Consider the following 12,576-nt stretch of genomic DNA (forward strand, 5'->3'; position numbering starts at 1 on the left):
TTGCTCTGTTCATGTTTGTGCTCGGGGTGAGTGAGGGAGCTGTTGTGCCGCTTAGAATGTTGGGCATGATGACTCAGCCTTCTGAACCTCGTATGACTGCGCCTACTTCGGTCAAAGTGACTGTTGCGATGCTTGGGATTGAGGTTTTAGGTGTTGCGGCCGCACTGATTATGTCGATTGTGAATCTGAATCAGCCGGGCCCGTTGAATATGGCGGGCCGTATTTTCATGTTGGTTCTGATCGCGGCTGCCGGGGCTGGTTTGTTGGTGACTGCGGTTCAGCATTACTTGGGTAAAGCGTTTACGCGCGCGATCATCGTGGTGTGGCAGCTGTTCCAGATCATCATTGGTGCTCAAGCGCTTGCCGCTGGTGGCGAGTTGTTCGGCGTCGGCATCTGGATGGGTATTGCGATGGTGGTTACGGCCGGGGTCGCGCTGGTCATGGTGTTCGCCCCGGCGACTCGCTTGTATCTGTCAATTGACGACGTGCCCCGCTGATGAGGGGAGCAGGCCACTCATAGGAGTGGAACTGCTCGGTAGGTTTCTTGGTTGATGTTGACGAGCACGTGGTGGGGCTGCATCGAGCTCGTTAGCGGTGGCCTCCAGTTCAGTGGCTCGAAGTCGCTGGGTGCAACGGGTGGGATGACGACGGTGGAGTTGCTGAGCGCTGTGCTGCGCCACCACGGCATGAGGTAGGCGAGGCGTGTTGGTGTGCTGGCTCCGAAGATGATGGGCTGGCCTTCCGCAATGCGACGTTCACAACGGGCTATGACCGCCGGCGTGAGAGCTTCCGCGTTGTCAACGACCCAGATGATTTTGTCTTCTGATGCTTCGGGTGCGTCGTCGCGCTCAGGGTTTATTCGTTTGATGGTGTAGCCGGCGCACCATTGGTTGATGAGCTCGTTGCGTGCGAGTGCGTCAGCGCCGATCACGAGTCCTGCCGGTGTTGCCGGGATGGCGGTCGCCGTCTGGGTGGGCACAAGGCTCACGCGTAGCTCTGGGGTCAGTGCTGCTGTGCTTCGCTGAGACCTGTGCGAAGTGGCACTTCGGGTGGTGCTTGCGATGTTCTGCGCTGTACAGTTTTCTCCCCAACGGTAAGGGTTCGCGTCACGGCGGGGTTCGTTGTCTGCTGTAGGCAGTTGCACGGAAAGGCCTTGGGGTGGTGTTGCTGTTGAACACAGCACGCCGCGTCCTGGAATGGACGGGACAGGGCGGATGCGAGGCCAGACGTGTCGTGCCTCTTCAGCGACGGCATAGGGAAGGTAGATCCGGTGTGCGAGTGTCGAGAAGGTTCGCGATGTTGCGAGGTCCCGGCCTCCGTTGATGATCACACCAACCGTGCCTTTAAGTGCAAGCTCTCGCACTGTGTGCTCTCGATAGGTTGCTGCACGGTCCGAGGCGTCTGCCCACCAGCTGCTCGGGGAGATGATCCATAACGTCGGTGGTGTGGTTTTCTGAGCTTCCCCGTATCCGCCCGCGCGCGCATTGACGTCCGCGTGAGGGTAGCGTCCGTTTTTGAGTTCGCGTAAGACTTCGGTTGCGAGGCTCGTTTCGTGGGGTCCTACGTAGCAGCCCCATATGTGTTTGGTGGGCTCGAGGGTCCCGAGCCCGTCCAGGACTATAACTGAACGCGCTGATCGTCCTTCGTCCTGGCCCGATAGGGCGTGCGCGAGCCCCCGGATCACAGCCGCATCTTCATTGCCTTCAGCGCCGCAGATCCCTATCGAATACGGGGCGCGAGGGGCGAAGTTCTCAACCCTCATCTCCGGGGTAGTGATCAGCCCCAGCGTTGGTGCGCCACCGTATCGAGTAGATGCATCGTCAAGACGGTAGAGGCCGTCTAGGTCGCGTGGGGAGAGTATTTCAGGTAACGCCGGCGGAATGATCACGTCGCCTAGCCCTTGAGGGGCCTGCGCCATGATTCGTTCGAGACGTTCAGCTAGAGTCGGCACGCCGTGGCTAGAGACTTCCTGCGAGGCTTCATCGCATACCCGTGGCCCACGGACGCCGATGCGCACAGTGGAAGGCGCGTCGCTCGTCGGCTCAACCATGCCGTGGATGAGCGGGCTGCCTGTTGACGCGATGATGACGCGGCCTGGTTCAGATGCGGGAATTTCAGCTGCGGCTGTAGAGCCGATCAAAGACATCGAATCTGCGGTGTCTACAAGCCGAAGGCACACGGTGAGTGAAATGTTCGCCTTAATCTCTGGTGTGACGATCCCCTGTGGCCGTTGGGTTGCCAGAATCAGGTGGAGACCTAACGCACGGCCAAGTGTCGCTAGGCGCATGATGTCGGTGAGGATGCTCGGATGGTCCTGGGCGAGGATCCGGAACTCGTCGATCATCACGATGAGCCGCGGGGGTGCCTCCGGTAGCTCCGAAACGTCGGAGGCTCCCGCGCCCTTCAGTAGTTTTTCGCGTCGAGTCATCTCGATCCGTAATGCCTCAACGATGCGGAAGATCTCACTCCCGTCGAGGTCTGTGACACACGTTTCCACGTGGGGTAGCGATGTGAACTCGCTGAATGTTGTGCCGCCTTTGAAGTCAACGAGGGCCAACCTGAGATGCTCGGGCGAATAGCGCTCTGTCAGGCCAAGCACCCACGAGCGGAGCAATTCGGACTTTCCGGAACCGGTGGTTCCGGCGATGAGCGCGTGAGGGCCGTCTTTAACGATGTCGACGGCGAGCGGGGCTCCGTCACTGCGGGTACCTAAAACGGTTGCCGCACTGTGACGCGGCACGGCTTTCCTAGGCCCTTCGGAATCAGTGGGTGCCGCGGTTTTCGCAGGCGCGGCAGCAGGCAAGCGCTCAGCTCCCTGTTGAGGGTCTGTTGCCGCTTTGAACAGCACGGATGCATGGTCGAGTGCTTCGAAGCTAATGCTGTCTGGTTGGAATAACTGTTGAGAACCATCGTGAGCGAGTGTCGCTGACAGCGTTTGCTGGGTGTTTTCACTGCACGTAATGACCCACTCGTCTGGGCCTGCCGTTTGATCGTGAGTCCGCGCGCTTCGGGACTCGACCTGTACAGTGATCGGCTCGGCGCCAGGCGTCGATGGGACGAGTAGGCACTCATGCGGCTGAATAGCGTTATCCAAGCGAACGGCGCTCACTCCTAGTAAACGTGCGGGTATACGCGATGACACCGGGACTTGCAGATTCCAGCCGGTCAAGCCCCTGGAAGTGGTGTAACTGAATGGTGATCCTTCGTGGGTGGTCAGGCGGGTAGTTGCATCAGGTCGTCGGTGCTCACCTCCGTCGGCGAGCTGGTGGCGGGGTCGGTGGTCAGGGTGAGTCGGCAGCGGCTGAGGACTTCGAGACCGAGGTAGCGGCGGCCTTCGGCCCATTCGTCGGTCTGCTCGGCCAGGACGGCGCCGACGAGGCGAACGATGGCATCCCGGTTCGGGAAGATCCCGACCACGTCGGTGCGGCGGCGGATCTCCCGGTTGAGACGTTCGGTGGGGTTGTTGGACCAGATCTGCCGCCACACATCGTCGGGGAACCCGGTGAAGGCGAGCAGGTCCTCACGGGCATCGCCGAGGTGGTCAGCAACCTCGGGCAGCCTGCTGTCGGTGTACTCCAGCAGGCGGTCGAACTGCTCGTGCACGGCCGATGCGGTGGGCTGGTCGTACACGCTGTGCAACATCGCCTTCACCGCCGGCCACATGGACTTGGGGCACACGGCCATGAGGTTGGCGGCGTAGTGGGTGCGGCAGCGCTGCCAGGCGGCCCCGGGCAGGTGTGCCGCGATCGCCTCCACCAGCCCGGCGTGGGCATCGGAGGTCACCAGCCGCACTCCGCCCAGGCCACGGGCCACCAGGTCGGCGAAGAAGGTGTTCCACGAGGCCTTCGTCTCGCTGGTGGCGACTTGCATGCCCAGGACCTCGCGGTGGCCGTCACCGTTGACGCCGGTGGCCAGCAGCACCGAGGCTTTGACGACCTGCTTGTTCTCGCGGACCTTGATCGCCAGCGCATCAGCGGTGACGAACGTGAACGGCCCGGCCTCGTCCAGACGTCGGTGGCGGAACGCGGCGACCTGCTCGTCGAGGTCGGCGGCCATGCGCGAGACCTGGGATTTCGACAGGGCGTGGATGCCGAGCGTCTTGACGAGCTTGTCCATCCGGCGGGTGGACACACCAGCGAGGTAGCAGTCCGCCACGACCGTGATCAGGGCGGACTCGGCCCGCTTGCGGCGCTCGAGCAGCCACTCCGGGAAATACGAGCCCTGGCGCAGCTTCGGGACGGCGACATCGATCGTGCCGACGCGGGTGTCCAGCGGGCGCTGGCGGTAGCCGTTGCGGCGATTCGTCCGCTGCTCGGAGCGGGCGTTCCATTCGGCCCCGCACACGCTGTCGGCGTCGGCGGAAAGCAGGGCGTTGATCATGGTCTGCAGCAGCTCGCGCATCAGATCCGGTGATGCATCGGCGAGGGCTTGGCCCAGCAGGCCGGCAGGGTCGACAATATGGGGTGCGGTCATCGTGATGACTCCGTTCGAGGATTCTTTGGAAGGTTGACTCGAAGGATCACGCGGTGGCCGCTCTACATCCGACAACGACACGAAGTCGGAGACGATCTCGGCCACCGAGTTACACCACTCTATGGGGCACTACTTTCCAGCCCGCAGGTATGCCGCGCTCCATGAACGAGACGAGCAATGCCCTCAGAATGCCAAGACACTGGGCAGGCGGCCCGACGATGCGCACGCTCTCTCCCGGCTGAAGATGAAGCACTGCCGGCCATTCGTACGGTTCACGGCCGATGCCGCGCGAGAGCTTGATACTCGTGGGTTCTCCGTTGACGGTGAGACCGAGCCGACGCTCACTCACAGTCCCGACGCGCAGGCTCACTGAGTCTGTGCCGGGGGATGTAGTGCCGAACTTTCCCCAACGGTCACGCGTACTTTCTGCCGGAGCGTTCACTGTCTTAGCTGAGGTCTGTCGGCCCAGCGTCTGGTGCCATGATGCGATGATGCGTGCCGGTGTCGGGGCGTTGTGTTTCAAGGTTTCGATGTGTCGGAGACCTTGTTGCCGCAGGCGGTGGCGGTAGCGGCGCCGCTCCGCGATGTTCTGTCCCACCATGAACGATCCGGTGAGGACGCCCAGGGCACCGAACACCAGCATGAACCACGATCCGAGCGCGAGCCATAACGCGATGCCGATCCCTAGGGGTGCCACCGCCATCACGAGTCCGAGCCACGGGAACTTCGGTGGTGCTTGCACGGAAACGTCAAGCTTGTGCGGCAGAGGCGCTGTGCCGCGTCGCCGCTGGGTTCCCACGACAAGCCGCAGAGTCGTGTCACCTGCCAGAACCGTGTCAGCGTCGGTGATGGTGGCTGAAGCAGTGCGCTCGCCGTTGACACTGAGTTCGCCATCGAGCTCCGAGATGGTGATGCCCGTTGCGGCGACACGTATGAGGGCGTGTTCGCGGGACATTGTGGGGTCGTTGATTTGGATCCTTCCGGGGCCGCGGCCGATGAGGGAGTCACCTCGGGGGAGTGTGAAGACTGTCCCGCAGTCGGGCCCGGAATCCACGATGAGGTGCAGAGAGTCCCGATGCCGGTGCTCGGTGGCAAGCTCGTCGGCAGCCGCCGTACGGAGTTTTTGTGCGGTGTTGGGCTCGCCCACGAGCGTTTGCGTGAGATGTTCGGCCGCGTCCTTCCGAAGTCCCGGAAGCTGAAATACGCGGGGTTTCCGTGGGTCGAGCAACAACATGAGGATGGCTCCTGAGTAAAAACAGTGATTTTCCGTTGTTGAAGCCAACGTAGTGAAGAACCTGCTGTGGATGCGCTGTGAATAGGTGTTATGTGGATAACCTTCGTTATCCACATCGTGCTGTTTGATGCTTGCGGGCGTTCGCTAAGTGCTTTTATCGTCGGTACCGCAAAGCAAAGTCATTCCAGTGACGTTCGCACGTCCATGGAAAGTGCGTCAGGAGGTGGGTATGAGCGACATCGCAACCATGATCGAACACGACGTTCGACAACGAATGCGTCGCGATGGCCTGGACCCCGTCACGGCACCTACGCAGGTGCGTGCACTCGTCGCGCAGGCTCTCGAAGAATACGATCTGCGTTCGCTCACGGAATCCCTCACCCCGCTGCGGCAACGCGATGACGTTGAACGCACGATTGTTGATTCGCTCATTGGCCTTGGTCCGTTGCAGGCCCTCATGGAGGACCCTGAAGTCGAAGAGATCTGGCTCAACGGTCCGGACAAGATCTTCGTCGCGAGGGCAGGGGTCGCATCACTCACGCCGATCAAGATGACCCAGGAAGAGTTGCGTTCTCTGGTTGACCGCATGCTCGCCGGAACGAATCGGCGCGTCGATTTGTCGTCACCATTTGTGGATGCCGCCCTGCCCGATGGTTCGAGGCTTCACGTAGCGATCCCTGACATCACACGGTCGGTGTGGATGATCAACATCCGTAAGTTCGTTGCCCAAGCCCACCGACTCAGCGACCTCGTTCGCCTCGGTTCGCTCAGTAACAGCGCTGCAGCGTTCCTTGACGCGTGCGTTGAAGCCGGCCTCAACATCGTGGTTTCAGGGGCTACAGGAGCGGGCAAAACCACGATGCTCAACGCGCTTTCCGCCTCGATCGGGGCGCGGGAACGTGTCATCACCGTCGAAGAGGTGTTTGAGCTTAAGGTTCCGCTGCGGGATGTCGTGGGGATGCAGTGCCGGCCAGCGAACTTGGACGGCATGGGTGAGATCACGTTGCGCAGGCTAGTGAAAGAAGCGCTCCGGATGCGGCCAGACCGGATCATGGTCGGCGAGGTCAGGGAAGCGGAAAGTTTCGATCTGCTCCTAGCGCTCAACGCCGGGTTGCCGGGGATGGCGACGATCCACGCGAACTCCGCGCGAGAAGCGATCAGCAAACTGTGCTCGCTGCCCTTGTTGGCCGGCGCGAACATATCGCAAGAGTTCGTAGTGCCAACCGTGGCTTCGACGATGCACGTGGTGGTTCACTGCTACCGAACCCCAAGCGGCGAGCGCGGTGTTGACGAAATTGTGATGCTCAAAGGGTCCGACGGGGAAGGGGTCATCGAAACATCAACAATTTTCAAACGTGCCGACGGTGAACTGCGTCCCAACCAGGACGCCGACCCCGCACACGTCCGTTTCGCTGCTCGCGGCATCGACCCGCGCAGTTTCTTGGTGGAACGCACATGAGCGCAATCCTAGGGCTGACGCTGGGGCTGGGTCTGCTTCTGATCTGGCAATCAGGTTTCGAAACCCGGCGACGCGCACGCTCCCTCACAGCGGACACCAGGTTGCGACGCACTATGGACCAAGCCGGCCTACAACACGTCACAACCGTGACGTTCCTCCTCATCAGCGGCGGGATCGTCGCAGTTGCTACGGGGATCTATTTCCTCGCAACATCAACCCTTACGGTGTCGCTTGTTTTGTGTGGCATTACCGCAGTCCTGCCGGCGTGGTGGCTCCGGCACAAAGCAGACCAACGCACCAAAGCACTGCGGCAAATGTGGCCCGACGTCGTGGACCACCTCCGCTCAGCCGTACGCGCCGGACTGCCGCTCAACGAAGCGCTCGCACAACTGAGTTACGAAGGCCCTCAAGAACTCCAGCCAGCGTTCAGAGCCTATGCGGCAGACCTCAAAGTCACCGCCAACATGGACGCGACCCTCGACAGGTTGGCGCATCGACTCGCGGACCCCGTGGCTGACCGCATCGTCGCCGCAGTCAAACTCACGCGCGAAGTCGGCGGCGCCGACGTCAGCATCATGCTCAGCACGCTCTCCGGATTCCTCCGAACCGACGCCCGAACCAGGGGAGAGCTCGAAGCCCGCCAGTCCTGGACAGTCAACGCGGCCCGGCTTGCGATCACAGCGCCGTGGGCCATCCTGCTCGTTCTGTGCCTAGAACCGCGCATCGCCCAGGCGTATTCAACCCCAACGGGGCTCATGGTTCTGCTTGGCGGAGCGTTCGTAGCGGTCGTGAGCTACCGGATCATGATGCGCATCGCCCGGCTACCTGAACCACAGCGGGTGGTCACATGAACATCTACGTAGCCAGCGCACTCCTGACACTCGTAGGGCTCGCAGGGATCGCATTGATTATCGACTTTGTGCTCCGAGGAAGAAGCCTGCCCATCGGCGACAGAATTGCTGCACAATTCGGTGCCCGCACACCCCAGCCGTGGAGATGGCGAACCCTCAACCCGTTACGTTATCTCTCCCCAAAAGCCGTGCGAGCAGCGCGCTATTCAACCACTAACACGCGTGCCTCAAGCCCCCACATCGCGATGCGAGAGAAGAAGATCGCAGCAATGCTAGCGGCCGCAGGGCTAGAAACCAGCGTGGCCGAACACAAGCAACACCGGCTCGTTGCATCCATCGTCACAGCAGGGGCCGCAGGAACGATCTTCATCGCGCTCAGCACACGGCAGAACATCCAACCCGTCGCTGCCACTATCGCGGTCATCGCGAGCGCCGTAGCTGGAACCTGGCTCGTCGACGCCCGGGTCAACCGAAAGATCAAACAACGCCGCCAAACGGCAATCGAGCAATGGCCGGAATACATCGAACTCGTCGCGCTCGCCGTGGCCGCGGGTGACGGAATGCGCTCAGCGATCGCCCGCGTGGGGCAACAGTTCCCTGGTGTTCTAGGGGAGCGGATCCGCGACATGCTGATCCAGGTGCGGACGAACGGGAACGTTGGCGAAGCTCTGATTGAGTTTGCGGACGAGCTGGAAAGCCCCACTATCCAACGATGTGCCTCCACGGTGAGTGTCGCCGCGGAACGCGGCACTCCGCTGGCAGCGGTCCTGCGAGATCAAGCAGCAGACGCTCGCGAATCAGCGCGGCGAGACCTCATGGAAGCCGCAGGCAAACGCGAGCTCGGGATGCTGTTACCAGTGGTTTTCGGTGTTCTTCCGTTGTCCGTGGTCTTCGCGGTATTCCCGGGTCTGAGCCTGCTCACGATGTCTGTCTAGAAACCACACTCCCTGAAACTTTTGCCATCACTCCTGGAAATCCATTCACGAAAGGAACCAATCATGAACAATCGATTCACCCGCACCCGACTAGGTTCATCCATCACGGCTATGTTTTTGAAGTTCTCGGCTCTCATAGCGGGCGGTGCGGCCGCAGATGAAGACCGTGAACGCGGCGACGTCCCGGGCTGGGTTCTCGTGACGCTCATGTCAGCTCTGCTGGTTGCCGGAATTTACGCGGTTGCCGGCCCAGCATTGGTCAAGATGTTCAACGAAGCGGTCGGTAAAGTCGGCGGCATGTAATGGCCGGCGGTACGCATGATGAGCACCGGGAGCGAGGCTCTGCCGTCGCCGAAACAGCGATGATCATGGGTTTGATCACACTGCTGTTCATGAGCCTGATCCAGCTCGCTGTTTTCCTGCATTGGCGCAACATGGCAGCTGACGCGGCAACCCACGGTGCACGCTACGGAGCATTCCCGGATCAGGAGGCCAGCGCCGGAGCGCTGAGGGCTCAAGAACTGCTGGATTCCTCGCTCAACCAAGGCGCCGGACAAGCGCGGGCCGATCTCATCAAGCGCGACTACGGCCCGGCCGTCAAAGTGACGGTGACCGTTAATGTGCCGATCCTCGGTTTCCTCCCTTCACCGCTCACATATTCGACCAGCGCGGTCGTGACTAAAGCGACGTACTAATGCACTCAACTCAGATTCAGGCGACATCTTGCGGGCCTGCAACCCCCGAGACGCTCAAGCCACGCGTCACAACTGAACCTGAAAGAGGCAGCGCGATCATCGAGTTCATCGGGCTGTCCGTGCTCCTCGCGATCCCGCTCATGTACCTCATGCTTGCGATATCGATGGTGCAAGCCAGCAACCTTGCCACCGTCGCGGCAGCGGATCAGGCGGCACGCATCGTCAGCAATTCCAATGCCGCGCCAGATACTGGAGCACCCGGCACGCGGGAGAAGGCTGAACATGCGATTGCAGACGTCATGAATGGCTACGGGATCGCACCAGAGAACGCGAGCCTCAACATTGAGTGCTCCGGCCTATGCCCCGGTCCCGGGTCACTCATTACTGCCCACGTTGAAGTACGGGTTCCGTTACCGTTCGTGCCTGACGGCGTGCAAGGGATCGTCAAGACACACGCAGAAACCACGACGCTGGTAGGGGAGACAGAATGAGCTCCGTCCACACGGAAGCAGGTAAGCAAGAAGAAGGCCGTATCGCGGTGATGATCGCCGGGCTCATGGGCCTGCTTATCGCGGTCATAGCTGTGACATCGGCGCTCAACCATGTGGCGATATCCCAGCGGAAGTTGACCTCGATCGCTGATTCGGTGACCAGCACCGCGGTGCTGAGCAAATCACAAGCGAAAGCAGTTCAAGAAAACGGGCATCCGGACGTCAACGCGGCGCGAGCCGACATCGAAAGGCAACTGAAGAAGACACCTTTGCCTGCGCAGTTGGAAAACCTGCGGATCGATAGCGTCGAATTCAGGGGCGAACCGCTCACGCTTCACGTGAACATGTCAGCCACAACTCAGATCCCGATCATCGGCGGTATCTTGCCCGGTTCGGCACACGTACACACCCACGCGTTCAGCCGCCTGGACGTCCGATAGCGGATGCGGACACGCCCGGGCGCACGACGGGTAGACTTGAAATCACTATGTCTTCAACTGATTACGCCGCCGAGATCCGCGACCTCCGACACACTCTTCATGAGATCGAAGAGGTTTCGGACATTGAGCAGCTTCAAGCCGAGATCGACCAGCTCGAAAAAGAAGCCGCCGCACCAGACCTGTGGGACAACCCCGATGAGGCGCAGAAAGTGACCTCCGCGTTGTCCCATAAGCAGGCTGAACTTGGTCGTATCACCGGCATGAGCGCACGCATCGATGACTTCGAAACGCTCATCGAACTCGCGGAAGAAGAGGGCGAACCAGAGCTACTCGAAGACGCCGACTCTGAGCTCGCAAAGATCAAAGAAAAGCTTTCCGAGCTCGAGATCATGACGCTGCTCAACGGTGAATACGACGCCCGCGAGGCCGTCGTCACAATCCGAGCCGGCGCTGGTGGTGTCGACGCCGCAGATTTCGCGGAAATGCTGTTGCGTATGTACCTGCGCTACGCGGAACGCCGCGGCTGGAAGACCAAGGTCACCGATACGTCCTACGCCGAAGAAGCGGGCCTGAAATCCGCGACTTTCGAAGTCAACGAACCATACGCATTCGGAACCTTGTCAGTCGAAGCGGGAACCCACCGGCTCGTGCGCATCTCGCCGTTCGATAACCAGGGCCGCCGCCAGACCTCGTTCGCGGCTGTCGAGGTGATCCCGCTCATCGAAACCACAGACCACATCGAGATCCCTGAAAACGAACTCAAAATCGATGTGTTCCGCTCTTCGGGGCCAGGCGGCCAGTCGGTTAACACGACTGACTCCGCGGTGCGTATGACCCACATCCCAACCGGCATCGTGGTCTCGATGCAGAACGAAAAATCACAGATCCAGAACCGTGCGGCGGCGTTGCGCGTCATGCAGTCCCGCTTGCTGCTGCTCAAGCAGGAACAGGAAGCTGCAGAGAAGAAGGCGCTCGCGGGCGACGTCAAGGCGTCATGGGGTGACCAGATGCGTTCCTACGTTCTGCACCCGTACCAGATGGTCAAGGACCTGCGCACCAACCACGAAGTCGGCAACACCGGCTCGGTGTTGGACGGCGACATCGACGGCTTTATCGACGCCGGCATCCGCTGGCGTGCAAGCCAACGTAACCAAGACGAAGACTAAGCACGACGCCGACTAAACACGCCGACTAAACACGCCGACGACTAAACACGACGCAGACTAAACCGGCCCGGCGCATCGTGCGTTAGGCCACCCGCGTCTGACCGACCGTGATCCGTGAGGTTTCCTTGGTGTGGTCGGTGATGCGGCCATCGATCAACGTCACCATTTCATCGAAGCGGTGCGCATGCTGCAGGTCGTGGGTCACCAGGAGCGTGGTGACGTCGAGCTGTTTGGTCATGCGGATCAAGAGGTCGATGATCGTGGCGCCTGCGCGTGAATCGAGCGCCGAGGTCGGCTCATCCACCAGCAAAACCGATGGGTTAGCTACGAGCGCGCGAGCGATGTTGACTCGCTGACGCTGACCTCCGGAAAGCTGCGCTGGCCGCAGATTGGCTTGGGCACTGAGACCCACCGCCTCAAGCAACTCACCTGCGCGGGCCCGTGCCGCGCGTTTCTGTGAGCGCGTCCCGGCAAGCTCAATCACGGCACGGATCTGTTCGTGGGCGGTCAGCGAAGGCAGCAGGTTGGACTGCTGGAACACGATCCCGATCTTCTCGCGACGCAAACGCGCCGCCTCAGCTGGCTTGAGCCGGCTGGCTTCGATCCCATCGATCATGACGGACCCGGAATCCGGCTGGGTCAGCGTCGCCGCGACCGTGAGCAGCGAAGACTTGCCCGAGCCCGACGGCCCCGTGATTCCGACGAGGGTGCCTGGCTCTGGTGTGAGCGTCACATCATCGAGCGCGGTCACGGTGTCGTTGCCGTCTGGGTAGGTGAGGTTCAGATTCGTCAGGGAAAGCATGGTGGTCCTTTCAACGGGCGGGGACGAGAT

Annotated in this window: 13 protein-coding genes; 9 read left to right on the plus strand and 4 right to left on the minus strand. The window is 61.1% G+C overall.

What is annotated here, in order from left to right:
- The first annotated feature begins 65 nt into the window (after positions 1 to 65).
- Entirely contained in the window at positions 66 to 497 is a 432-nt protein-coding gene (locus JOD50_RS07775; RefSeq protein WP_143483893.1) for a hypothetical protein, read from the plus strand.
- A 17-nt stretch (positions 498 to 514) separates the two neighbouring features.
- On the opposite strand, the gene JOD50_RS07780 is transcribed toward JOD50_RS07775, so the two are convergent.
- The 3 genes from JOD50_RS07780 to JOD50_RS07790 form a co-directional block, all read right to left on the minus strand.
- A complete protein-coding gene (locus JOD50_RS07780; RefSeq protein WP_204881066.1) occupies positions 515 to 3,094 on the minus strand; it encodes an FtsK/SpoIIIE domain-containing protein in 2,580 nt (859 codons plus the stop codon).
- 119 nt (positions 3,095 to 3,213) lie between these two features.
- A complete protein-coding gene (locus tag JOD50_RS07785) occupies positions 3,214 to 4,473 on the minus strand; it encodes an IS256 family transposase (protein ID WP_070491369.1) in 1,260 nt (419 codons plus the stop codon).
- Between the two features lie 109 nt (positions 4,474 to 4,582).
- Positions 4,583 to 5,707 carry an FHA domain-containing protein gene (locus tag JOD50_RS07790; RefSeq protein ID WP_204881067.1) on the minus strand — a complete coding sequence of 375 codons (1,125 nt, stop codon included), beginning with the start codon at positions 5,705 to 5,707 and terminating at the stop codon, positions 4,583 to 4,585.
- Between the two features lie 229 nt (positions 5,708 to 5,936).
- Here JOD50_RS07790 and JOD50_RS07795 point away from each other — a divergent pair, with 229 nt between their 5' ends.
- From JOD50_RS07795 to prfB, 8 genes are all read left to right on the plus strand, one after another.
- Entirely contained in the window at positions 5,937 to 7,166 is a 1,230-nt protein-coding gene (locus JOD50_RS07795; RefSeq protein ID WP_204881068.1) for a TadA family conjugal transfer-associated ATPase, read from the plus strand.
- A complete protein-coding gene (locus tag JOD50_RS07800; protein ID WP_204881069.1) occupies positions 7,163 to 8,017 on the plus strand; it encodes a type II secretion system F family protein in 855 nt (284 codons plus the stop codon). Before JOD50_RS07795 ends, JOD50_RS07800 begins: the two co-directional genes overlap by 4 nt.
- Positions 8,014 to 8,952 (plus strand): type II secretion system F family protein, encoded by a 939-nt coding sequence (locus tag JOD50_RS07805; RefSeq protein ID WP_204881070.1) that lies wholly within the window; start codon positions 8,014 to 8,016, stop codon positions 8,950 to 8,952. The genes JOD50_RS07800 and JOD50_RS07805 overlap by 4 nt, the downstream gene beginning before the upstream one ends.
- 111 nt (positions 8,953 to 9,063) lie before the next feature.
- The gene (locus JOD50_RS07810) at positions 9,064 to 9,255 is read left to right on the plus strand and encodes a hypothetical protein (RefSeq protein ID WP_233430878.1); all 192 of its coding nucleotides are present in this window, start codon (positions 9,064 to 9,066) and stop codon (positions 9,253 to 9,255) included.
- Positions 9,255 to 9,647: a TadE/TadG family type IV pilus assembly protein gene (locus tag JOD50_RS07815; protein WP_275587685.1), complete on the plus strand. Its 393-nt coding sequence runs from the start codon at positions 9,255 to 9,257 to the stop codon at positions 9,645 to 9,647. Before JOD50_RS07810 ends, JOD50_RS07815 begins: the two co-directional genes overlap by 1 nt.
- Positions 9,647 to 10,138: a hypothetical protein gene (locus JOD50_RS07820; RefSeq protein WP_204881072.1), complete on the plus strand. Its 492-nt coding sequence runs from the start codon at positions 9,647 to 9,649 to the stop codon at positions 10,136 to 10,138. Before JOD50_RS07815 ends, JOD50_RS07820 begins: the two co-directional genes overlap by 1 nt.
- The gene (locus JOD50_RS07825) at positions 10,135 to 10,578 is read left to right on the plus strand and encodes a hypothetical protein (protein ID WP_204881073.1); all 444 of its coding nucleotides are present in this window, start codon (positions 10,135 to 10,137) and stop codon (positions 10,576 to 10,578) included. Before JOD50_RS07820 ends, JOD50_RS07825 begins: the two co-directional genes overlap by 4 nt.
- A 47-nt stretch (positions 10,579 to 10,625) precedes the next feature.
- The gene (prfB, locus tag JOD50_RS07830) at positions 10,626 to 11,744 is read left to right on the plus strand and encodes a peptide chain release factor 2 (RefSeq protein ID WP_204881074.1); all 1,119 of its coding nucleotides are present in this window, start codon (positions 10,626 to 10,628) and stop codon (positions 11,742 to 11,744) included.
- Positions 11,745 to 11,826: 82 nt separating this feature from the next.
- Here prfB and JOD50_RS07835 read toward each other — a convergent pair whose 3' ends face one another.
- Positions 11,827 to 12,546 (minus strand): ABC transporter ATP-binding protein, encoded by a 720-nt coding sequence (locus JOD50_RS07835; RefSeq protein ID WP_204881075.1) that lies wholly within the window; start codon positions 12,544 to 12,546, stop codon positions 11,827 to 11,829.
- Between the last annotated feature and the right edge of the window lie 30 nt (positions 12,547 to 12,576).

Source organism: Pseudoglutamicibacter cumminsii (genome assembly GCF_016907775.1).
Classification (GTDB): Bacteria; Actinomycetota; Actinomycetes; order Actinomycetales; family Micrococcaceae; genus Pseudoglutamicibacter; species Pseudoglutamicibacter cumminsii.

Excerpts from the sequence above, each read along its gene's own strand:
- JOD50_RS07825 (WP_204881073.1), top strand. The coding sequence starts at position 10,135 with ATGAGCTCCGTCCACACGGAAGCAGGTAAGCAAGAAGAAGGCCGTATC.
- JOD50_RS07835 (WP_204881075.1), bottom strand. The coding sequence starts at position 12,546 with ATGCTTTCCCTGACGAATCTGAACCTCACCTACCCAGACGGCAACGAC.
- JOD50_RS07815 (WP_275587685.1), top strand. The coding sequence starts at position 9,255 with ATGGCCGGCGGTACGCATGATGAGCACCGGGAGCGAGGCTCTGCCGTC.
- JOD50_RS07790 (WP_204881067.1), bottom strand. The coding sequence starts at position 5,707 with ATGTTGTTGCTCGACCCACGGAAACCCCGCGTATTTCAGCTTCCGGGA.
- JOD50_RS07820 (WP_204881072.1), top strand. The coding sequence starts at position 9,647 with ATGCACTCAACTCAGATTCAGGCGACATCTTGCGGGCCTGCAACCCCC.
- JOD50_RS07805 (WP_204881070.1), top strand. The coding sequence starts at position 8,014 with ATGAACATCTACGTAGCCAGCGCACTCCTGACACTCGTAGGGCTCGCA.
- prfB (WP_204881074.1), top strand. The coding sequence starts at position 10,626 with ATGTCTTCAACTGATTACGCCGCCGAGATCCGCGACCTCCGACACACT.
- JOD50_RS07775 (WP_143483893.1), top strand. The coding sequence starts at position 66 with ATGATGACTCAGCCTTCTGAACCTCGTATGACTGCGCCTACTTCGGTC.
- JOD50_RS07800 (WP_204881069.1), top strand. The coding sequence starts at position 7,163 with ATGAGCGCAATCCTAGGGCTGACGCTGGGGCTGGGTCTGCTTCTGATC.
- JOD50_RS07810 (WP_233430878.1), top strand. The coding sequence starts at position 9,064 with ATGTTTTTGAAGTTCTCGGCTCTCATAGCGGGCGGTGCGGCCGCAGAT.
- JOD50_RS07795 (WP_204881068.1), top strand. The coding sequence starts at position 5,937 with ATGAGCGACATCGCAACCATGATCGAACACGACGTTCGACAACGAATG.
- JOD50_RS07785 (WP_070491369.1), bottom strand. The coding sequence starts at position 4,473 with ATGACCGCACCCCATATTGTCGACCCTGCCGGCCTGCTGGGCCAAGCC.